Genomic DNA, 20,900 nt, shown 5'->3' with positions numbered 1-20,900 from the left:
TTGAACTTGTAGCCGCCGTAGATGTCGGACTCGATGGAGTTACCCGAGAGCCAGTCGACGCTGGAATTCCAGTTGCCGACATAGAAACCGGACTCGCCGAAGGCGTAGTCGAAGCCGCCCTGGATCGCGGGCTTGACAGCCCGGGCCTTGGAGACATCCTGGTCCTGGCCACGGAACTTGTAGTTGGTGGTCAGGCTGACGTTGCCGGTCAGCTGGGCGTTGGCGAGCATGGGAAGGGCTGCGGCAAATGCGGTTGCGAGCACCTTGGGAATAAACGTTTTCATGAAATCCATCTTGCAGAAAAGACAAGGGCGCAAGCGTAGAAAAGTCGGCGTATAAAGTTCGTAAAAAATGCGCCGGTTCCCGTAAATGTTGTCCTCTTCACACAGCGCAATAACCTCCTGATTGCACGGCGCACAAGCGGTGGCACCATGCCAGGCACTTGATATGCGGGGTGCCGAAGGTGTTGATCAACTGTGTGGTGTATGAAGATGGAACCAAGCTCGCGGACATCCCCGTGAGCGAGATCAGCGAGCACATCTTGCTGCCCAACTGCTTCGTCTGGGTCGCGCTGCAAGATGCCACGCCCCACGAGCTCGATGAGCTGCAAAAGGAGTTCGGGCTCCATCCCCTGGCCGTGGAAGATGCGCGACATGGGCACCAGCGGCCCAAGGTAGAGGAGTATGGAGCATCGCTTTTCGTGGTGCTCCATCTGCTGGAGTCGAGCGGTGCGACAGAGCCTCTTGCCAGACTCGGCGAGCTCAACGTGTTCGTGGGCCGGAACTATGTCGTGTCGGTGCGCAATCGCAGCCAGCGCGGCTTCGTCGATGTGCGTGCGCGTTGCGAGCGAGAGCCGACTCTGCTGCGCAACGGACCCGGGTTCGTGCTGTATGCGCTGATGGACGCGGTGGTGGACCGCTACTTCCCGGTCATCGAGGCATTCGAAGTGGAATTGGAGAAGATCGAGCAGCAGATCTTCACCCAAGGGTCGGCGCGCGCGAGCATTCGGCGGCTCTACGAGCTCAAGCAGCGCCTGACGGTGCTCAAGCACGCCATCGCGCCGCTGTTGGAGGGTGCGGCCAAGCTCCATGGCGGACGGGTGCCGCAGATCTGCGCAAGTTCACAGGAGTACTTCCGGGATGTGGTGGACCACCTGGGCCGCATCAACGCATCGATCGACGCAATCCGGGACACGATTGCGACCGCGATCCAGGTGAATCTGTCCATGGTCACGATCGAAGACGCTGAGGTCGTCAAGCGTCTGGCATCATGGGCCAGCCTGTTCGCAGTGTGCACTGCCTTTGCAGGTATCTGGGGCATGAACTTCGAAACCATGCCAGAGCTCAAGTGGCGCTACGGCTACCTGGCGGCACTCACGCTCATCGCCGGCACATGCGGCTATCTGTACTACCGCTTTCGCAAGGCGGGGTGGTTGTAGCAGCCTCCTCTACAACCTGTCTGCCTTGGATCCACCGCTCGGATCGGGTGCATTTTTACGGCATTTTTACGGTCCTCCCATCAGTCTGTGCACACTTTTTACGGCGACATCTTGAGAATCAAACACACGTTTTGATGCAGGAGTTGTCGATGGACTTCGTATGGGTTGCCGCTATGGCGGCATTGTGGGTCGCCATGGCGGAAGCCGTGGTCCTGTTGGGCAAGTTTGGCCCGGCAAAAGGAGAGCGGGCATGATTGGCACTGACGTTCTATACGGCTTTGGCGCGCTCGTTGCCATCGTTTTGCTGGCCTACCTTGTGTATGCGCTGATCTGCGCAGAGGAGTTCTGACATGGACGCCTCCGCTTGGGGCCTTCTGGGCGCCTTCCTGGTCGTGCTGGGTTTGCTGGCGTGGCCATTGGGCAAGTTTCTGGCTGCGTTGTGTGATGGGAGATTGCCCTCCTGGATGCACACGGCTGAAAAGCCTCTCTACACGCTGGCTGGCGTAGCGCCGGGCCAGCCGATGCACTGGCGCACCTATGCGCTGGCCCTGCTGGCATTCAATGCCATTGGCGCCTTCGCGGTCTATGGCCTGCAGCGCCTGCAGGATGTGCTGCCGCTCAATCCCCAGGGGATGGCTGCGGTGTCGGGCGACTCGTCGTTCAATACCGCTGTGAGTTTTGTGACCAACACGAACTGGCAGGGCTATGGTGGCGAATCCACTATGAGCTATCTCACGCAGATGCTTGGTCTGTCGGTGCAGAATTTCTTCTCGGCAGCCACCGGCATTGCAGTGGCTTTCGCACTGGCCCGGGGATTTGCGGCCCGCAGTACCGATGGGCAGGGTTACGTCGGCAACTTCTGGACCGACATCACCCGCATCACAGCGTGGGTGCTTGTGCCGATTTCTTTCGTGATCGCAATCGTGCTGGTCGGGCAAGGCGTAATCCAGAACTTCGACGCCTACAAGGATGTCACGACGCTGGAAACCACGGCCTACTCCATTCCCAAGCTCGATGATGCGGGCCAGCCGGTCAATGGAGCCGATGGAACGCCCGTCATGGAAGACAAGACGAGCACGACCCAGACGCTTGCGATGGGGCCGGTGGCTTCGCAGGAAGCCATCAAGATGCTGGGCACGAACGGCGGCGGGTTCTTCAACGCCAACTCTGCCCATCCGTACGAAAATCCCACTGCGCTGACCAACTTCGTGCAGATGCTGGCGATCTTCCTGATCCCGGCTGCGCTTTGCTTCGCGTTCGGCCGTGTGGTTGGTGACCAGCGCCAGGGCATTGCCATCCTCTCTGCGATGACCATCATGTTCGTCGTGGCCGTCATCGCCGTGGTCTCCGCAGAGCAGGCGGGCAATCCCCAGTGGACCTCGCTCGGCGTCGATCAGGCAAGCAGCGTCGCGCAGTCGGGCGGCAACATGGAAGGCAAGGAAGTCCGTTTCGGTATCACCGCGTCGGCACTCTTTGCGGCAGTAACCACCGCTGCATCGTGCGGTGCGGTGAATTCCATGCACGACTCCTTTACCCCGCTGGGCGGCATGGTGCCCATGGTCCTGATGCAGTTGGGCGAAGTGGTCTTTGGCGGTGTAGGTACGGGCCTGTACGGCATGCTGGTGTTTGCCATCCTGGCCGTCTTTATGGCCGGCCTGATGATCGGCCGCACTCCGGAGTACTTGGGCAAGAAGATCGAAGTGCGGGAGATGAAGCTCACTTCCGTTGCCATCCTGGTTACCCCCATCCTGGTGCTGGTTGGCACGGCCATCGCTGTCATTGCTGGCGCTGGCAAGGCTGGCATCGCCAATCCAGGTGCGCACGGATTCTCCGAGATCCTGTATGCCCTGACCTCGGCCGGCAACAACAACGGCAGCGCCTTCGCCGGCCTGTCGGCCAACACCCCGTTCTACAACGTGCTACTGGCACTGGCGATGTGGTTTGGCCGCTTTGGCGTGATCGTGCCGGTTCTGGCCATCGCTGGATCCCTGGCCGCCAAGAAGCGCCTGCCGGTAACGGCGGGGACCATGCCCACCCATGGGCCGCTGTTCGTGGTCCTGTTGATCGGCACCGTGCTGTTGGTGGGTCTTCTCAACTATGTGCCGTCCCTGGCGCTGGGCCCTGTGATCGAGCACCTGGTGCTTTGGGCAAAGTGAGGGTTTGCTGATGACTGATAAAAAATCTTCTGTTTCGTTGCTGGATCCCGTGCTGATGAAGTCCGCACTCTGGGGTGCGCTGGCCAAGCTCAGCCCGATGGTGCAATGGCGCAACCCGGTGATGTTCATCGTCTACATCGGGAGCATCTTCACTACGCTCTTGTGGGTGCATGCGCTCAATTCGCCCGAGGATGCCAGCATGCGCCCGGCCTTCGTGCTGGCGATCACCATCTGGCTCTGGTTCACGGTGCTGTTCGCCAACTTTGCCGAGGCCCTGGCCGAGGGCCGCAGCAAGGCCCAGGCGGCGTCGCTGCGCGGCCTGCGCAAGGAAACCTGGGCCAAGAAGCTCAAGGAGCCGGTGCACGGCTCCGCCTTTCTGCCAGAGCAGGCCACCAACCTGCGCCGCGGTGACGTGGTGCTGGTGGAGGCGGGTGACGTGATCCCGCTGGATGGTGAGGTCATTGAAGGCGTGGCCTCCGTCGACGAGAGCGCCATCACAGGCGAGTCGGCACCGGTGGTGCGCGAGTCCGGCGGCGACTTCTCGGCGGTGACGGGCGGCACGCGCGTGCTGTCCGACTGGCTCGTGGTGCGTATCACCGTCAATCCTGGTGAGTCCTTCCTGGACCGCATGATCGGCATGGTGGAGGCGGCCAAGCGCCAGAAGACACCGAACGAGATCGCTCTGACCATTCTGCTGGTCGCGTTGACGATCGTGTTCCTGGTGGTGACGGTCACGCTGCTACCGTTCTCGATTTTCAGCGTGCAGGCTTCCCAGGCCGGTACGGTGGTGTCTCTCACCGCGCTGGTGGCCTTGCTGGTGTGCCTGATTCCGACCACCATCGGCGGACTGCTCTCGGCCGTGGGCGTGGCGGGCATGAGCCGCATGATGCAGGCCAACGTGATCGCCACCTCGGGCCGTGCCGTTGAGGCCGCTGGCGACGTTGATGTGCTGCTGCTGGACAAGACCGGCACCATCACCCATGGCAACCGCCAAGCCAGTGCGTTCCTGCCGGCCCCCGGCGTAGCGCCGGCCCGCCTTGCCCGCGCTGCCTTGCTGTCCTCTCTGGCCGACGAGACGCCCGAAGGGCGCAGCATCGTCGAACTGGCCCGCAAGGGTGGCAATATCGAAGACAAGAACCCCGAAGGCGTGGTGCTGGTTCCGTTCACCGCCCAGACGCGCATGAGCGGTGTGGACCTGCCGGCCGATAGCACGACGGGTCGTCCCGGCGCCATGCTGCGCAAGGGCGCGGTGCAGGCGATTGCACGCCATGTCGAGAGCCTGGGCGGAAGCATGCCGCGTGAAGTGAGCGTGGCGGCCGATCAGGTCGCCCAGCGCGGCAGCACGCCCCTGGTGGTCACCGAAGGTAGCCAGGTGCTGGGTGTCGTCGAGCTCAAGGATGTGGTCAAGGCCGGTATCAAGGAGCGCTTCATCGAGTTGCGCCGCATGGGCATCCGCACTGTGATGATCACCGGCGACAACAAGCTCACCGCCGCATACATTGCTGCAGAAGCCGGTGTGGATGACTTCCTGGCCGAGGCTACCCCTGAAGACAAACTCGCCCTCATCCGCAAGTACCAGTCCGAAGGCCGACTTGTGGCCATGACTGGTGATGGCACCAACGATGCCCCTGCGCTGGCGCAGGCCGACGTGGCCGTGGCCATGGGTTCGGGAACGCAGGCGGCCAAGGAGGCCGGCAACATGGTGGACCTCGATTCCAATCCCACCAAGCTGCTGGAAGTGGTGGAAACCGGCAAGGCCCTGCTCATGACACGCGGCTCGCTCACGACCTTCTCGATTGCGAACGACGTGGCCAAGTACTTCGCCATCATCCCCGCGATCTTCGTGTCGACCTATCCTCAGCTGTCTGCCCTGAACGTGATGCAACTGGCGAGCCCATCGTCCGCCATCCTGTCGGCGGTGATCTTCAATGCCCTGGTCATCGTGTTCCTGATTCCGCTGGCGCTGCGCGGAGTGCGCTATCGCCCTGTGGGTGCGGCTGCGCTGCTGCGCCGCAACCTGGCCATCTATGGCTTGGGTGGTCTGTTGGTGCCTTTTGTCGGCATCAAGCTGATCGACCTGGTACTTGCGGCCATTGGCCTGATCTGAGGAGTCTTCGATGAAAACCATTCTCCGTCCCGCGATCGTGCTCTTCGTGGTGCTGAGCGCGCTCACCGGCTTGCTTTACCCGCTCGTCGTCACACGGACCGCACAAACCGTCTTCCCAGTGGAGGCTGCGGGTAGCCTGGTGCAGCGCAATGGCCAGGTTGTCGGATCGGCCCTGATCGGGCAGAATTTTTCAGATCCCGGCCACTTCTGGGGCCGCCCATCGGCCACTGCTCCCATGCCTTACAACGCAAGTGCCTCCAGCGGCTCCAACCAGGGACCGCTGAATCCAGCCCTGAGCGACGCCATCAAGGCGCGTGTGGAGGCGTTGCGCACGGTCGATCCAGGCAACACGGCGGTGGTGCCTGTGGACCTGGTCACTGCGTCTGCCAGCGGCCTCGATCCGCACATCAGCCCGGCTGCCGCGCAGTACCAGGCCGCACGCGTGGCCCGGGTACGCAACGTGCCGGTGACCGCTGTGAACGCGGTCATCGACAAGCACACCGAGCGTCCTCTGTGGGGTCTGCTGGGTGAGGCGCGGGTGAATGTGTTGGCACTGAATATCGCGCTGGACAATGTGCGATAGGAAGGTAGGCCTTTTTCCGTCGGCATGTCCGGGCACCTGGCAGAGGCTGGACTGCCATGGCTGACATCCAACGCCCGGACCCCGATGCCCTGATCGCGCAACTGCGCGCGCAGGAGGAGCAGACCGGCCGTGGCAAGCTGCGCATCTACTTCGGCGCCAATGCGGGCGTGGGCAAGACCTGGTCCATGCTCAGTGCGGCGCAGCGCGAGCGCAGCGCGGGCCGCGACATCCTGATCGGGGTGGTGGAAACACATGGCCGGGCAGAGACCGCGGCCTTGCTGGGCGGCCTGGAGGCCATACCTCTCAGGGAGGTGGAGTACCGTGGCCGGCTCCTCCCTGAATTCGACCTGGATGCGGCCCTTGCACGTAAGCCGGCCATTCTCCTGGTGGATGAGCTTGCTCACTCCAACGTGCAGGGATCCCGCCATGCCAAGCGCTGGCAGGATGTTCAGGAACTGCTGGCCGCCGGCATCGACGTCTGGACTGCGCTCAATGTCCAGCACCTTGAAAGCCTCAATGGAACGGTGGGCGCCATCACCGGTATCCGGGTGCACGAGACGGTGCCCGATACGGTGCTGGACGACGCGGATGAAGTGGTGCTCGTCGATGCGACGCCTGATGAACTGATCGCTCGGCTGCGTGCGGGCAAGGTCTATTTACCCCAGCAGGCGGATCGTGCTGCGCGCAGCTTCTTCCGCAAGGGTAACCTCATTGCACTGCGCGAGATCGCCCTGCGCCGCACTGCGGAGCATGTGGAGGACGATGTGCTGGGCTGGCGCATCGAACAATCGGGCGGTGCGGGCGGCGGTGTGGCCGCCGCATGGAACACGTCGGGCAGCATTCTCGCCTGTGTGGGGCCGCACGAGGATGCTGCCCAGACGGTGCGCACGGCCGCACGGCTGTCAGGCCAGCTCAACGTCAAATGGCATGCGGCTTATGTGGAAACGCCTCGACTGCAGCGCCTTGACGCCAAGCGCCGGGACAAGATCCTGGCCGTGCTGCAGCTGGCGCAGGAGCTGGGAGCCGAAACGGCTGTACTGACCGGCGACAGGGTCGCGCCTGTCCTGGCGGCCCAGGCGCTCCAGTTGAACTGCGCCACCGTGGTGCTCGGTCGACCGGCGGCTGCGCAGTGGTGGCAAAAGTGGTTGCCGGCCAAGCACGTCGCAAGAGAGCTGGCGGAACTGGCCCCCTCGCTTGACATTGTGGAGACCGCGCATGCGAGCAGTTCACGGCGGCTGGCCCAGGCTTTGAAGAATCCCCGCTCCAGCGTGGACGTGCTGGAGACGGACGAAGCCGCCCACTCCAAGTGGCCCGGCATCCTGTGGGCAGTGGGCGTCAGCATTGCAGTCACGCTGCTCGCCACACCCCTGCATGGCGTTCTAGAGCTGACGAACATCGTGATGCTCTACCTGGTCGGCGTGGTGGCGGTCGCCATGCGCTTCGGCCGCATTCCTGCCGCCCTGGCCGCGTTGCTCAATGTGCTGGCTTTCGATTTCTTCTTTGTGTCGCCCCGCCTGTCGTTCGCGGTGAGCGACGTGCAGTACATCGTCACTTTCGCGGTGATGCTGGGGGTCGGTCTGCTCGTGGGGCAGTTGACGGCCGGACTGCGCTTTGCGGCCGGGGTTTCCAACAGCCGGGAGCGTCGTGCCCAGTCGCTGTTCGATCTGACGCGGGAGCTGTCGGCCGCGCTGGAGACCAGCCAGGTCATCGACATTGGCGCTGCCGCGGTGCAGGAGCATTTCGGTGGCCGGGCGGTGGTGGTTGCATTGGATGAAACCGACAACTTGCGCTACCCCGAGGACCTCCCGGAGGGCTTCGACAAGAGCGTGGCCGACTGGACGCTGCGCCAGGGACAGAGCGCTGGTCTGGCGACCAGCACCCTGGCTGCGCAGAGCTGGCGCTACGTGCCCCTGAAAGCACCCATGCGGGTGCGCGGGGTGCTCGCGCTGGAACCGGCCAACCCCCGCTGGCTGTTGATACCGGAGCAAGCCCAGCAGCTGGAAACCCAGGCGCGGCAGATTGCGATTGCGCTTGAGCGGGTGCACTATGTCGAGATCGCGCAGAAGGCTGTGGTGGACGTGGAGTCCGAGCGGCTGCGCAATGCACTGCTGGGTGCCGTATCCCACGACGTGCGGACCCCGCTCACCGCCCTCATCACGCTGGCGGAGTCCCTGCAGGGCGCCCCTGCCGACGAGCGCGATGCGGTGGCCCGGTCCATCGTGCACCAGGCCCATCAGCTCAATGCTCTGGTCAGCAATCTGCTGGACATGGCACGCTTGGAGAGCCACGTGTCCGGCCAGAGTGTGAGCCTGCGCCGCGACTGGCAATCGGTCGAAGAGGTGGTGGGTGCGTCCATCCGGGCGGCCAGGCCGGCGCTGGAGGGTAAAGTCGTGCGCACCGACATCCCAGCCGATCTGCCGCTGGTCGAATTCGATCCGGTGCTGGTCGAGCGCGTGCTCGTCAACCTGCTGGAGAACGCGGCCAAGTACGGTGCTTCGCCCATCGTCGTGAAAGCCTCAGTGACCGAGAGCAGCCTGGTGCTGGCGGTTTCGGACCATGGACCGGGCCTGCCGGCGTCCGTGCGCGGCAAGGAGCACACTCTGTTCGAGAAGTTCACCCGCGGCCAGGCCGAATCGGCCACGCCCGGCGTCGGGCTCGGGCTGGCGATCTGCAAGGCCGTGGTGAACGCGCATGGGGGCACGATTTCTGCTGGCAGCGCGGCTGGCGGGGGGGCTCAGTTCACGATCACTCTGGCCCGGCGGGAGCCACCCCCAACGCCGGATTTCGAAGACATGGAGCAGGGCCTTTCGTGTCCCTGATGCGAATGCAAATACGTACTGTCCTGGTGGTGGAAGACGAGCCGCAGATCCGGCGTTTCGTGCGCAGCGCTCTGGAGGCCGAAGGCTGGCAGGTGAACGAGGCCGCCACGCTGCGCGAGGGCCTGTCCGCCGCCGGAACCCGCCAGCCAGACTTGCTGGTGCTGGACCTGGGCCTGCCCGATGGCGACGGCATCGACCTGATCCGCGATGTGAGGGGCTGGTCGGCCGTGCCCATCATCGTCCTGTCGGCGCGCACGGATGAGGCTGACAAGATCAATGCCCTCGATGCAGGCGCGGACGACTACCTCACAAAGCCTTTCGGGACCGGAGAGCTGCTGGCACGGGTGCGAGCCAATCTGAGGCGCCCGAGGGTGGCCAATGGCAACGGGCTGACCGCGGATGGGACGGAGCCTGCGTTCCAGTTTGGCGACGTGGAAGTGGACCGCAGTGCGCGCGTGGTGCGCCGCGCAGGTGTGGAGGTGCACCTCACACCCACCGAGTACCGGATGCTGACGGTGCTGATCGCCAATGCAGGGCGTGTCATCACGCAAAAGCAGCTGCTGCGCGAAGTCTGGGGGCCGATGCGCTCGGACCAGAACCACTACCTGCGCATCTACATGGGTCACCTGCGGCAGAAGCTGGAGGCCGATCCGGCCCAGCCGCGGCATCTGTTGACCGAGTCGGGCGTGGGGTACAGGCTTTCGGTGTAGCGCTGTACGCGCAGCGCTGCTCAGCGCTGCGCGTCCTGTCCCGTGGCATGGTGTCTTGACAGCGATTTAACGCCCGGACCTGCCGTTTTTACGACACCTTTACGCCGATCTTCCTAGACTGAATGCATGTTCAACACTTCCCTGAGCGTCTCTCTAACAAGGAGTCTCATGGCGGAAAGCATGCTTCAGAAATGTCCCGGTACCGGCCTGCATCGGATCACTGCACTGCCCATCGGTAACGATGCTGCTGCCGATTCCAGTCCCTTGGTGGAACTGCCCCTCGTCGCACCATGCACCAATGCGCAGGGCTTGCGCGTAAAGCTGCACAGCGTGCTGGGAGCGCAATTGCGCGGGTATGGTCTTGCTGTGGATCCTGTGCGCCAAAGGGCGACCGTGACCCTGCACGTGCATCTCGACGACCTGCAAGAGGCCATGCGCAGCTTGACGGTTGCGTTCCCGACCGTCCAGTTCGGCAGGGTTTCCCGCGTCAGCAGGGACGAGGTACGCCGATGCCACTGAGCTCCCGTGATGTGGCTGCGGCTACTGGGGCCGCCGTGCCCGTGCGCCGTGAATGGCTGAGCCATGGGTGACCTGCTGCACATACTGCTTGCCTTGCTGGTGTTGGTCGTGCCGATAGCCGCCGCATGGCTGGCCTTGAAGCTGCCGGACTGGAAAGCGCGCAGAGCGCACCGAGGCCTGCGATGAAGCGCTCCGTCCAAGCCGGTGGGGTGGCGTCGGCAGTTGCCAACGATCTGGCGGAACTGGACAGGCTGGAGCGCTCTGCATTCGATGGAGACCGGATCTCCCTGCGAAGCTGGCAACGCTTGTTGGCCAGTTCCTCTGCACATGTTCTTGTGTGCCGCTCTGAGGTGGGGCTGCACGGTGCCTGCGTGGTATTGCGCCGCCGGGGATCGTCGGTGGCGCGTCTCTATTCCATTGCGGTGGATCCGGCCATGCGTGGCGCAGGCATTGCGGGCCAATTGCTGGCTGCTGCACTGGGCGACGCGAGGCAGGCGGGGTGCGCGGTACTGCGGCTGGAAAGCAGGCTGGACAATGTGTCGGCGCATCGATTGTTCCAGCGCCATGGCTTCATGCAGTCCGGCCGCAAGACCGGGTACTACGAAGACGGCCAGGACGCCCTGTGCTTTCAGCGCGACGTGTTCGATGGTGCTCTGGGAGGCGCGGCCTACGCGGTGCGCCACTACGCCCAGACGCTGGATTTCACGTGCGGACCCTGCGCCTTGATGATGGCAATGTCGGCCATGGACCCTTCCCTGCCCATGAACCAAGCGGCGGAGATCCGCTTGTGGCGCGAAGCCACGACCGTGTTCATGGCCGCAGGCCATGGTGGTTGTGGCCCTTTCGGTCTGGCCAACTCGGCGTTGCGGCGTGGCTTCGAGGTGTCCGTGTATGCGGCCGCGGGGGCATCGCTCTTCATGGACAGCGTTCGTGACCCGCACAAGAAGGGCGTGATCCAGCTGGTGGAGAACGACTTCCGCTCCGAGTTGGTGGAGCACCAGGTTCCCATCTATGCCCGACCCGTGTCTCCCGAAAGCCTGATCGAGCACCTGCGCGCCGGGAGGCTGCCCATCGTGCTCATCAGCCTGTGGCGGCTGCATGGCGAGAAAACGCCCCATTGGGTGGTGATCGTCGGCTTCGACGGCGCAGTTTTTCGCCTTCTCGACCCCATGGTCCGCTCCAGCGACCCCGATGGCGGCATGTCCATCAGCCTGGGGGAGTTCAAAAAGATCGCCAGATACGGACGCCGAAGGCGTACGGCGGCGGTCATCATCTCTGGAAAGAAATAAATTGTCCTCAGAACACGTGATCGTTGTGGAAAAGCTCGCCGACTTCCGATGGGATGAGGCGGGCCTCAAGGTCATCACCGCAGACCAGTTCGTCGCTGAAGAGCCGGGCGCACGCGGGCAGTTGCGCAAGGTCACCAACCTGTGCCGAACCTATGGCTATCTCAGCATGGGCTACTACTGCTCGCTGCTCGCAGAGGCCCGCGGCGATCGCGTGACGCCGAGCGTGGACACGATCCTCAGCCTCCAGCGCAAGCGCATGCAGCCCGCCGCCCTGGCTCAGCTCAACCGGCTGATCGGACCCCTCAAGGCGATTCCGCGGTCGGTGAACACGCTCACGCTGCACGTGTTCTTTGGTGCCATCGAGGACCCTGACCTGGTTGCGCTCGCGCGCAAGAGCTTTGAGCTGTTTCGCTGCCCGCTGCTGGAAATGACGCTCGAGCGGCAGGAGCAGTCCATGTGCTGGCAGATCGGAGGCATGCAGGCATTGGATCTGCGCGACGTGGACACCTCGCGGGACGAGGTGTTCGTGCAGGCGCTGCGCCAGTACACCCGCCGCAGCTGGCGCCCCTTGATCGCCATGCCATCGCCCAGGATGGACCTGGCGGTGCTGCATGACCCCACCGACCCGTTGCCGCCCTCCAACCTCAAGACGCTCAAGAAGCTGGTGGACGTGGGACAGGACATGGGGATCGCCGTTGAGCTCATCGAGAAGAAGGACTTCTCGCGGCTCACGCAGTTCGATGCGCTGTTTATCCGCGAGACCACGGCCGGCACTCACCACACCTTCCAGTTTGCCAAGAAGGCCGAGGCCGAAGGCATGCCGGTCATCGATGACCCAGGTTCCATCCTGCGCTGCACCAACAAGGCTTTCCTGGCCGAGCTGCTGCGCGAGAACGCCATCGCCACGCCGATGACCCACATGGCCAGCAGGCGTACCATCGGCGACATGCACAACCGGCTGAATTACCCGCTGGTCGTGAAGGTTCCGGATGGTGCGTTCAGCCGCAGTGTCAAGAAGGCCGACAGCTTCGAGCACCTGCACGATATCGCCAAGGACATGCTCCGGGAGTCCGAGATCATCCTGCTGCAGGAGTTCATGTACACCGACTTCGATTGGCGCATCGGCGTGCTGTCCGGGCAAGCGGTCTTCGCGGCTAAGTATTTCATGTGCGACGGGCACTGGCAGATACTGCAGCATGCCGACAACGGCAAGTACACCGAAGGGCGGGTGCAGGCGGTGCCCCTCGACCAGGTGCCGCCCGAGGTGCTCGATGCCGCGGTCAACTCCGCTCGGCTTGTGGGCAACAGCTTCTATGGCGTGGACCTGAAATCCACAGCTTCGGGCGTGTACGTCATCGAGATCAATGACAACCCCAACCTTGATGTGGGCGTGGAGGATGCAGCCCTGGGCGATGCGCTGTACGTGATGCTGCTTTCGCACTTCCTCAAGCAGGTGGAACGGCGCTTCCACTCCAGTGCGGCGCATCCTGCTGCACAGGGTGCACCGTTGCTGTCTCTGGCTGCCGGATAGACCTCCGCGGCGGGCCGCTATTGCAGGCCCGTACATACTGTGCTTTGCTGGCGGCTTGTGCAACGCAGGGCATCGCCATGGAACGCAGGCGAAGCATTTCCCAGTCCTATCGATGCACCCGCGACGCCAAAGAGCGCCTGGGCACTCCTGCCAATCCGGCCACCGACGCGCTGAGCGCCATCTCCGTGTGACGCGCCCTGGATGCAGACCGGAGCATCCGGGTGCTGGTCGATGAAGGCGAAGACTACCTGCTGGCGGAGCTCACGTTTGTAAGCGGGCATTTCGACGACGCAATGAACGACCTGGTAGAGCTGTGCGCGGACCATGGGTTCACCATGAGCTGTGCCTGCTGCCTGCTGCCTGCTGCCTGCGGATCAGGGGCAGGTGATTGCGTTCAGTGCGGTCACGCGCAATTCCTTGGCCGTAGTGCCGCTGGGCCTTGCAATCCCAGGCGCTGTGCCGCAGGTACCGGCCGTGAGGCCAGCAGATGTTGGTGGAGCTGGTCTACGTGAAGGTGCTGCCCCGCCTGGTGCATGACGCCGCAAGGCCCAAGTCCAGCAGGCTTCAGTGAACCCCTGTCTCCAAGACCGATAGTCAGCGTGGCAACATCCGGATCCAGGGTACGAGTAACCAGGAGGATCCCCCATGCTCATCAATTGCGTTGCCTACGAAAACGGTTCCAAGGTGGCCGACATCCCTGTCGCCGACATCAGCGACTACATTGCCAGGCCGGGCTGCTTCGTGTGGGTCGCGCTGGCGGATGCGACTCCCCAAGAGCTGGCCGAAATGCGCGAGGAATTTGGCCTGCACGAACTGGCCGTCGAGGACGCGCACCACGGTCACCAGCGACCCAAGGTGGAGGAGTACGGTTCATCGCTGTTCGTGGTCATGCACCTGCTGGAGCCCGAGCCCGAAAGGCCAGGCCATTTCAACGAGGGCGAGGTTGACGTCTTCGTCGGCCCCAACTACGTGCTTTCGGTTCGGAACCGCAGCAAGCAGGGCTTTCTGGGCGTGCGGGATCGATGCGAGAGAGAGCCTGACTTGTTGCGCCACGGCTCGGGCTTCGTTCTGTATGCGCTGATGGATGCGGTGGTAGACAGGTATTTTCCCATCATCGATGCCTTGGAGGTCGAGCTGGAGAAGATCGAACACCAGATCTTCACCAAGAAGGCGGCTCGGGACAGCATAGAACAGCTGTATCACCTGAAGCAACGGGTCATGCTCCTCAAGCACGCGGTTTCGCCGCTGGTGGAAGGGGTGGGCAAACTGCATGGCGGGCGCGTACCCCAGATCTGCATGGGTTCGCAGGAATACTTCCGGGACGTTGTGGACCACCTGATCCGCATCAACGGCCTGATCGATGGGATGCGCGACACCATTGGGACTGCCATCCAGGTCAACCTGTCCATGGTGACCATCGAAGACAATGAAATCACCAAGCGCCTTGCTTCCTGGGCCGGTATCTTTGCGATCTGCACGGCATTCGTAGGTGTTTGGGGCATGAACTTTGAAAACATGCCCGAGCTGAAGTGGCGCTATGGCTACCCGGCCGCGCTGCTGCTCATCGCCAGCGTTTGTTCCTATGTCTACTATCGGTTCCGCAAGGCGGGTTGGTTGTAGCACCAGGCCGGGGTAGGCCGCGCATGCCCGTTGATCGGCCGCGGCCCGGCCTCAAATCTGCACGCGGGTTCCCAACTCCACCACGCCATTGTGGGGAAGCCGCAGGAAGTCGCCGATGCTGCCGGCATTGCGTGCCATCGCCGAGAACAGCGCTTCGCGCCAGTGCACCATCCCCGCTCCCCGCGTCGGGATCACGATCTCCCGGCTCAGGAAGTAGGAGAGCTGGAACTCATCGATCTGCAGGCCTTGGCCCGCACAGAGGCGCAGGGCACGCGGCACATCGGGCTCGTCCTTGAAGCCGAAATTCACCTGCACCTTCCAGAACCCGTCAACCAGCGGTTGCACCTGCAGGCGCTCTTCTTCCGGCACCCATGGAACCTCCTGGAAACGCACTGTCAATATGAGGTTTTGCTCGTGCAAGACCTGGTAATGCTTGAGGTTGTGCAGCAGCGCCTGGGGCACGGTATCGGGATTGGCCACGGCATAGACCGCAGTCCTTGGCGTGCGGCGTGCATTCTCGTCGGCGGCCAGGGCCGTGATAAATGGCAGCAGTTCAGGGTCGTCACGCTGGATGTGCTCCATCAACAGCTCCCGGCCCCGGCGCCATGTGGCCATCACCGCAAAGATGACGATGCCCAGCACGATCGGGAACCAGCCGCCTTGCCAGAACTTGAGCGCGCAGGAGATCACCAGCACGGCATCGACCAGCAGGAACACCCCGGTGGCGGCCAGCGCAAGCGGCAGCGGGTACTTCCAAGCATGCCGCACGACGAAGAACGTGAGCAAGGTGGTAATGAGCATCGTGACCGTCACCGCGATGCCGTAGGCCGATGCCAGCGCGGAGGAACTACCAAAGCCCACCATTGCCAGCAGTACACCAACCATCACGCTCCAGTTGACGAAAGGAACGTAGATTTGCCCGACCTCCTCTGCGGACGTGTGAAAAATCCGCATGCGTGGCAGCAGGCCGAGCTGGATGGCCTGCTTGGTCAGGGATTAGGCACCGGAGATCGTGGCCTGGGAGGCAATCACGGAGGCGAGCGTGGCGAGCACTACGGCAGGGATCAGCCAGGAGGACGGGAAAAGATTGAAGAACGGGTTCTCTAGCGCGGAGGGGTCACCCATCAGCAAGGCACCCTGGCCCATGTAGTTGAGTGCCAGTGACGGCAGTACGAAGGTATTCCAGGCCAGACGGATCGGCTTCTTGCCGAAATGCCCCATGTCGGCGTACAGCGCCTCGGCACCCGTCAGCGCAAGGACGATGGCCCCCATGACGACAAACAGGTGCCATCCGCGGGCCTGCATGAATTCAAGGGCCCTCAACGGGTTGAGCGCGGCCAGGATGGCAGGATTCTGGACAACCTGCACGAGACCCGTGACAGCTAGCACGGAGAACCAGAGGACCACGATGGGGCCGAACAGCTTGCCGACGATGGCGGTCCCAAAGCGCTGCCCGAGGAACAGGCCGATGATCACAGCCGTCGAAATCGGAAGCACATAGGGCTTGAGCGCCGGCGTTGCCGTCTCCAGGCCCTCCATGGCGCTCAGCACCGAGATGGCAGGGGTGATGACGGCATCGCCGTAGAAGAGGGATGCCCCGAGCACGCCGACCAGCAGCAGGATCGTGTGGCGCCTGGGAGTGCTTCCCGCAGCCTTCGCTGCCAATGCCGTGAGCGCCATGATCCCGCCTTCGCCCCGGTTGTTGGCCCGAAGGATCAGCACCACGTATTTGAGTGTGACCACAACCATCAGAGCCCACAGGATCGTCGAGACAGCTCCGATGATGTTCGCTGCGTCCAGCGCGAGTGAGTGGGCTGGGTTGAAGACCTCTTTCATCGTGTACAGGGGGCTGGTGCCGATGTCGCCGTAGACGACTCCCAGTGCGCTGAGAGTGAGAACTCCCAAGCTTTGCCGATTTGGTTGCATGCGGTGCTTTCTTTTTGGATCAACGTGGGTTCAGTGTGTCGGTGGCAGGCATTTCAAGGCACTGGTGGCATTGTGGTGCAGTGATGTGCTTGCCAATGACATCGCTGACCACTGCTGTTTGGGAGGTAGACACTTTTGGCGAACTGTCAATTGGGCGGATTCAAAAAGCGAAGCGCAACACCCTGGATTTCAATGAACAAGGGTGGAGTGCTGCGGGTTGTTGATCAGCAACTCGCGGTACACGGCCAGCGGTGATCGTACCCCCCAGCCCTTTTCTTGGGCGGTCGTTGATCTCATCGGCTATCGCATCGAGCTGCTGCTGGCTGTAGACACTCAGGTCCGTCCCCTTGGGCAGGTACTGGCGCACCAGGCCATTCATGTTCTCGTTGGAGCCCCTTTGCCAGGGGCTGTGCGGGTCGCAGAAGTACACCGCTATGCCGGTTTGCTCGCTGAGCTTCTCGTGCATGCTTATCTCCCTGCCTTGGGTTTGCGTCATGCTCAGGCGCATCGGCTGGGCAATGCCCAGCAGCTTGTCCGTGAAGCCCTGCAAGACGTTGGCAGCACTGGCCGGCTACCTGGTGGTGACGCTGCCGGAGAAGGTGGCCGTGCAGTCCCGGTTCGAGTTCAACGTGGTGGACGATCGCCGCTTAGGATTCCGGTGGGGCCCGCCCGCGGCGGGGGAACTTCGGCGCGCGCTCCCGATTCCATGCACCTGCGAGGATGCTGCGGAGGTGGCGCTGGCGAGCAATGGATGCACGCCAAAGGCCAATTCTTCCGTGCTCTAATATGTAAATACAACTAATTCTCGTTCTGCCCGGCGGGCGCCACGGCACGGTGCGTGGGGCCGCGGAGGGCATGCTCCATGAAACTACCTGATCTTCCCAATGGCGCCCGAGCCGTGGTGGAGGGCATCGCCTCCTCCAATCCCTTGATCGACGCCACGGCGCTGCGCCGGCTGGGAGAGCTCGGATTTCTGCAGGGCGAGCCACTCACCGTGCTGCGCCGTGGCCCCGGCGGGATGGAGCCGATTGCGGTGCAGATTGGCGACACGCAATTTGCCTTGCGCATGCTGGAGGCTCAGTGCATCGAGGTGCGTCTGGCATGACGGGCCAAGGACCTTCCCTCGCTGCAGCCACCTTGCCCAGCCTGGCCCTGGTGGGCAATCCCAACTGCGGCAAGACAGCCCTGTTCAACCTGATGACCGGCGCGCGCCAGAAGGTGGCGAACTACGCCGGCGTCACGGTGGAGCGCAAGACCGGCCTGACCCAGCTGGGCGGTGGGCGCTCGGCCTCGGTGATCGACCTGCCCGGCACCTACAGCGTGAATCCGGCCACGCCCGATGAGCAGGTGACGCTGGAGGTGATCGAGGGGCAGCGTGCCGGCGAGGCGATGCCCGACCTGCTCGTGGCCGTGGTCGATGCGACCAACCTGCGCATGAACCTGCGCCTGGTGCTGGAGGTGCGCCGGCTGGGCCGCCCCATGCTGCTGGCGCTCAACATGGCCGATGTGGCGCGCTCGCAGGGGCTCCGGATCGACGTGCCGCGCCTGTCGGCCGAACTCGGTTGCCCGGTGGTGGAGACGGTTGCCGTCAGGCGCGACGGCCATGCGGCGCTGATGGCCGAAATCGCTGCCCAGCTGGACCGGCACGGCGTGGCCGCGCCGCCAGCCGTTCCGGCGGCCGTGCAGGCGGCGGCGTCGGCAGGCGACCTGCAGCGAGAGGTGCGCCGCATCCTGGCGCTGGCGGCACCTGCGGGCGGGCGCAACCAGCGGGTGCAGACCCGGCTGGATGCGGTCGTGATGCACCCGGTGTGGGGCCTGCTGGTGCTGGCGCTGCTGCTGTTCCTGATGTTCCAGGCCGTGTTCGCCTGGGCCAACTGGCCCATGGATGCGATCAAGGGCACCATGGCCTGGCTGGGCGCCCAGATCACCGAAAACATGGACGACGGGCCGCTGCGCAGCCTGCTGGTGGATGGGGTGATCGCGGGCGCGGGCGGGGTGCTGGTGTTCCTGCCGCAGATCCTGATTCTGTTCTTCTTCATCCTGGTGCTCGAGGATTCGGGCTACCTGCCGCGCGCGGCGTTCCTGCTGGACCGGCTGATGGGCAAGGTGGGGCTCTCCGGCCGGGCCTTCATCCCGCTGCTGTCGAGCTTTGCCTGCGCGGTGCCGGGCATCATGGCCACGCGCACCATCGGCCCCTGGAAGGACCGCCTGGCCACCATCATGATTGCGCCGCTGATGACCTGCTCGGCCCGGCTGCCGGTGTATGCGCTGCTGATCGGGGCTTTCGTTCCGGCCACCCCGGTGGGCTGGTTCGACCTGCGCGGGCTGGTGCTGTTCGGCCTGTACGTGGCGGGGGTGGTGTCGGCCATGCTGGTGGCCTGGCTGTTCAAGCGCATCTGGATGAAGAGCAGCTACCAGCCGCTGATGCTGGAGCTGCCGCCCTACCGCATGCCCAGCCCGCGCAATCTGATGCTGGGCCTGTGGGAGCGTGCGCGCATCTTCATCGTGCGCGTGGGCACCATCATCTTCGCGCTGACGGTGGTGCTGTGGTTCCTGTCGAGCTACCCAGCGCCACCGGATGGTGCCACCGGCGCCGCGATCCAGTACAGCGCCGCGGGCTGGCTGGGCCAGGCGTTGCAGCATGTGTTTGCGCCCATCGGCTTCAACTGGCAGATTTCCATCGCCCTGGTGCCTGGCCTGGCTGCGCGCGAGGTGGCGGTAGGGGCCCTGGGCACGGTGTATGCGCTGTCGGCTGCGGGCGATACGGTCGCCGATGCGCTGGCCCCCGTGATCGCGCAGAGCTGGCCGCTGGCCACGGCGCTGTCGCTGCTGGCCTGGTTCGTGTTCGCGCCGCAGTGCCTGTCGACCCTGGCCGTGGTGCGCCGCGAGACCAATTCCTGGCGCTACCCGGCGCTGATGGCCGGCTACCAGTTCGCGCTCGCCTATGCGGCAGCTTTTGCGACCTACCGGATTGCCCTGGCGCTGGGTGGAGGCTGATATGCAAGGACAGATGTTGATTGTGCTGGTGCTCGTGGCTGCCTGCGCCGTGTATGCGGGCTGGAGCCTGGCACCCGCGGTGGCCCGCCGCGCACTTGCGCGGGCGGCGTTGCGCCTGCCGCTGCCGGGCTTCCTGGCGCGCTATTTCGGCAAGGTGGCGTTGCGTGCCAGTGCCGGCTGCGGCTGCGACGGCTGCGATGCCCCGCCACCAGCGCCTGCAAAGGAGCAGCCCATCCGCATCCACCGGCGTTCGGACCCCTGATACGGATTTGCCTTCAACCGCCAACGAGAGTTGGTTCGCCTTGCCGCGCTGCAGCGCTGTCAGCGGCGCCCGTCTGGTCATACGGTCGAATGCAAATCCGTAGGAGGACCGCCGCTTGGTGTGGGATTGTGGTTGAGGCGGGGCCATTTTTTTGTGCACATGCACGACTGAGTTGCCGGGACATTTGCAGCTGGCATAGAATCGCAGTCTCGGGTGGCAACGGCCAGTGCATGCATCGGCGGCAAGGCGTGGCGACCCGGGCGAAACGTGGTGTTGGGGTTTTTCGTGCGAGTTCTCTCGGAAGCGTAAAAAACCAGTGCTATAATTCGAGATTCTCCGGAGGGGTGCCCGAGTGGCTAAAGGGGGCAGACTGTAAATCTGTTGGCTTACGCCTACACTGGTTCGAATCCAGTCCCCTCCACCAGTAGAAGCAGATGAAAGCAGGTTGCGGCAAGCCCTTGGGGGTTGGGGCCGCAAGGCCAGTGGTAAGTTGGCTGTGCGGGAGTAGTTCAATGGTAGAACCCTAGCCTTCCAAGCTAATGACGCGGGTTCGATTCCCGTCTCCCGCTCCATTGTTCAGTTTGCTGGTTGGTTGAGAAGAAGTTTTTTTGAGGTCGCGCAAGCGGTTTCAATGCCCATGTGGCTCAGTGGTAGAGCACTCCCTTGGTAAGGGAGAGGTCGCGGGTCCGATTCCCGCCATGGGCACCACCTTCAGGCGCACCCGAAGTTTGTTCGGGTGCGCCGAAATTTCGTTGTGTAGTTGTAGATTTTTTTCGGAGTCGGAAAAATGGCAAAAGGTAAGTTCGAACGGACCAAGCCCCACGTCAACGTGGGTACGATCGGCCACGTGGACCACGGCAAGACGACCCTGACGGCGGCCATCGCCACGGTGCTGTCGGCCAAGTTCGGCGGCGAAGCCAAGGCATACGACCAGATCGACGCA

The 20,900-nt window shown here is 63.5% G+C and carries 18 protein-coding genes, 3 tRNA genes and 2 pseudogenes; 20 read left to right on the top strand and 3 right to left on the bottom strand.

The annotated features are described in order from the left end of the window. Positions 1–284: TorF family putative porin (locus ACK59X_RS24490; protein ID WP_409960963.1), on the bottom strand; the 284-nt coding region annotated here is incomplete at its 3' end. Positions 285–463: 179 nt separating this feature from the next. Between ACK59X_RS24490 and ACK59X_RS24485 the strand changes: the two genes are divergently transcribed. The 12 genes from ACK59X_RS24485 (at position 464) to corA (ending at position 14,772) form a co-directional block, all read left to right on the top strand. Further along, positions 464–1,438, top strand: a complete 975-nt coding sequence (locus ACK59X_RS24485; RefSeq protein ID WP_409960964.1) for a magnesium and cobalt transport protein CorA — start codon at positions 464–466, stop codon at positions 1,436–1,438. A 250-nt stretch (positions 1,439–1,688) separates the two neighbouring features. Beyond that, positions 1,689–1,787, top strand: coding sequence for a potassium-transporting ATPase subunit F (locus ACK59X_RS24480; RefSeq protein WP_409960962.1), 99 nt, complete (start codon positions 1,689–1,691; stop codon positions 1,785–1,787). A gap of 1 nt (position 1,788) precedes the next feature. After that, positions 1,789–3,594: a potassium-transporting ATPase subunit KdpA gene (kdpA, locus tag ACK59X_RS24475; RefSeq protein WP_409960961.1), complete on the top strand. Its 1,806-nt coding sequence runs from the start codon at positions 1,789–1,791 to the stop codon at positions 3,592–3,594. Positions 3,595–3,604: 10 nt separating this feature from the next. Next, entirely contained in the window at positions 3,605–5,701 is a 2,097-nt protein-coding gene (kdpB, locus tag ACK59X_RS24470; protein ID WP_409960960.1) for a potassium-transporting ATPase subunit KdpB, read from the top strand. Positions 5,702–5,711: 10 nt separating this feature from the next. After that, on the top strand, positions 5,712–6,284 hold the full coding sequence (gene kdpC, locus ACK59X_RS24465; RefSeq protein ID WP_409960959.1) for a potassium-transporting ATPase subunit KdpC: 573 nt from the start codon (positions 5,712–5,714) through the stop codon (positions 6,282–6,284). A gap of 56 nt (positions 6,285–6,340) precedes the next feature. Then, entirely contained in the window at positions 6,341–9,103 is a 2,763-nt protein-coding gene (locus ACK59X_RS24460; RefSeq protein WP_409960958.1) for a DUF4118 domain-containing protein, read from the top strand. 5 nt (positions 9,104–9,108) lie between these two features. Next, complete coding sequence (kdpE, locus tag ACK59X_RS24455; RefSeq protein ID WP_409960957.1) at positions 9,109–9,813, top strand: two-component system response regulator KdpE; 705 nt, start codon at positions 9,109–9,111, stop codon at positions 9,811–9,813. 126 nt (positions 9,814–9,939) lie between these two features. Then, positions 9,940–10,332: a hypothetical protein gene (locus tag ACK59X_RS24450; RefSeq protein WP_409960956.1), complete on the top strand. Its 393-nt coding sequence runs from the start codon at positions 9,940–9,942 to the stop codon at positions 10,330–10,332. Between the two features lie 63 nt (positions 10,333–10,395). Continuing rightward, positions 10,396–10,518 (top strand): hypothetical protein, encoded by a 123-nt coding sequence (locus tag ACK59X_RS24445; RefSeq protein WP_409960955.1) that lies wholly within the window; start codon positions 10,396–10,398, stop codon positions 10,516–10,518. Continuing rightward, entirely contained in the window at positions 10,515–11,621 is a 1,107-nt protein-coding gene (locus ACK59X_RS24440) for a peptidase C39 family protein (RefSeq protein WP_409960954.1), read from the top strand. Before ACK59X_RS24445 ends, ACK59X_RS24440 begins: the two co-directional genes overlap by 4 nt. Position 11,622: 1 nt before the next feature. Then, a complete protein-coding gene (locus ACK59X_RS24435) occupies positions 11,623–13,152 on the top strand; it encodes a RimK family protein (RefSeq protein ID WP_409960953.1) in 1,530 nt (509 codons plus the stop codon). 645 nt (positions 13,153–13,797) lie between these two features. Next, positions 13,798–14,772, top strand: coding sequence for a magnesium/cobalt transporter CorA (corA, locus tag ACK59X_RS24430; protein ID WP_409960952.1), 975 nt, complete (start codon positions 13,798–13,800; stop codon positions 14,770–14,772). Positions 14,773–14,823: 51 nt separating this feature from the next. Here corA and ACK59X_RS24425 read toward each other — a convergent pair. Together ACK59X_RS24425 and ACK59X_RS24420 are read right to left on the bottom strand one after the other, a co-directional pair. Then, a pseudogene (locus tag ACK59X_RS24425) lies at positions 14,824–16,698 on the bottom strand (potassium transporter Kup). Between the two features lie 189 nt (positions 16,699–16,887). Continuing rightward, positions 16,888–17,266 (bottom strand): annotated as a pseudogene (locus ACK59X_RS24420) (IS30 family transposase); the annotation flags it as partial. On the opposite strand from ACK59X_RS24420, the gene ACK59X_RS24415 reads away from it, so the two are divergent. The 8 genes from ACK59X_RS24415 to ACK59X_RS24380 all read left to right on the top strand — a co-directional run. Next, complete coding sequence (locus ACK59X_RS24415) at positions 17,235–17,483, top strand: hypothetical protein (RefSeq protein WP_409960951.1); 249 nt, start codon at positions 17,235–17,237, stop codon at positions 17,481–17,483. The pseudogene ACK59X_RS24420 and the gene ACK59X_RS24415 overlap by 32 nt on opposite strands. Before the next feature lie 77 nt (positions 17,484–17,560). Next, complete coding sequence (locus ACK59X_RS24410) at positions 17,561–17,803, top strand: ferrous iron transport protein A (RefSeq protein WP_409960950.1); 243 nt, start codon at positions 17,561–17,563, stop codon at positions 17,801–17,803. After that, positions 17,800–19,695 (top strand): ferrous iron transport protein B, encoded by a 1,896-nt coding sequence (feoB, locus tag ACK59X_RS24405; protein WP_409960949.1) that lies wholly within the window; start codon positions 17,800–17,802, stop codon positions 19,693–19,695. The genes ACK59X_RS24410 and feoB overlap by 4 nt, the downstream gene beginning before the upstream one ends. A 1-nt stretch (position 19,696) precedes the next feature. Beyond that, entirely contained in the window at positions 19,697–19,957 is a 261-nt protein-coding gene (locus ACK59X_RS24400) for a DUF6587 family protein (RefSeq protein WP_409960948.1), read from the top strand. 338 nt (positions 19,958–20,295) lie between these two features. Further along, positions 20,296–20,381: transfer RNA gene (locus ACK59X_RS24395), tRNA-Tyr, on the top strand. 74 nt (positions 20,382–20,455) lie between these two features. Further along, positions 20,456–20,529, top strand: a tRNA-Gly gene (locus ACK59X_RS24390). Between the two features lie 61 nt (positions 20,530–20,590). Further along, positions 20,591–20,665, top strand: a tRNA-Thr gene (locus tag ACK59X_RS24385). A 79-nt stretch (positions 20,666–20,744) separates the two neighbouring features. Further along, a partial coding sequence (locus tag ACK59X_RS24380) for a GTP-binding protein (RefSeq protein ID WP_409960860.1) occupies positions 20,745–20,900 on the top strand: 156 nt, incomplete at its 3' end.

Source organism: Acidovorax sp., from assembly GCF_046339755.1.
Taxonomy (GTDB): domain Bacteria; phylum Pseudomonadota; class Gammaproteobacteria; order Burkholderiales; family Burkholderiaceae_C; genus Acidovorax.
The sequence above is the reverse complement of the archived record's forward strand: the minus strand, read 5'-3'. Positions and strand labels throughout refer to the sequence as shown.

Coding starts and splice junctions, on each gene's coding strand:
- ACK59X_RS24460 (WP_409960958.1), top strand. CDS start 6,341: ATGGCTGACATCCAACGCCCGGACCCCGATGCCCTGATCGCGCAACTG.
- kdpC (WP_409960959.1), top strand. CDS start 5,712: ATGAAAACCATTCTCCGTCCCGCGATCGTGCTCTTCGTGGTGCTGAGC.
- ACK59X_RS24445 (WP_409960955.1), top strand. CDS start 10,396: ATGGGTGACCTGCTGCACATACTGCTTGCCTTGCTGGTGTTGGTCGTG.
- feoB (WP_409960949.1), top strand. CDS start 17,800: ATGACGGGCCAAGGACCTTCCCTCGCTGCAGCCACCTTGCCCAGCCTG.
- ACK59X_RS24440 (WP_409960954.1), top strand. CDS start 10,515: ATGAAGCGCTCCGTCCAAGCCGGTGGGGTGGCGTCGGCAGTTGCCAAC.
- ACK59X_RS24480 (WP_409960962.1), top strand. CDS start 1,689: ATGATTGGCACTGACGTTCTATACGGCTTTGGCGCGCTCGTTGCCATC.
- ACK59X_RS24450 (WP_409960956.1), top strand. CDS start 9,940: ATGTTCAACACTTCCCTGAGCGTCTCTCTAACAAGGAGTCTCATGGCG.
- ACK59X_RS24410 (WP_409960950.1), top strand. CDS start 17,561: ATGAAACTACCTGATCTTCCCAATGGCGCCCGAGCCGTGGTGGAGGGC.
- kdpA (WP_409960961.1), top strand. CDS start 1,789: ATGGACGCCTCCGCTTGGGGCCTTCTGGGCGCCTTCCTGGTCGTGCTG.
- kdpB (WP_409960960.1), top strand. CDS start 3,605: ATGACTGATAAAAAATCTTCTGTTTCGTTGCTGGATCCCGTGCTGATG.
- corA (WP_409960952.1), top strand. CDS start 13,798: ATGCTCATCAATTGCGTTGCCTACGAAAACGGTTCCAAGGTGGCCGAC.
- ACK59X_RS24400 (WP_409960948.1), top strand. CDS start 19,697: ATGCAAGGACAGATGTTGATTGTGCTGGTGCTCGTGGCTGCCTGCGCC.
- kdpE (WP_409960957.1), top strand. CDS start 9,109: ATGCAAATACGTACTGTCCTGGTGGTGGAAGACGAGCCGCAGATCCGG.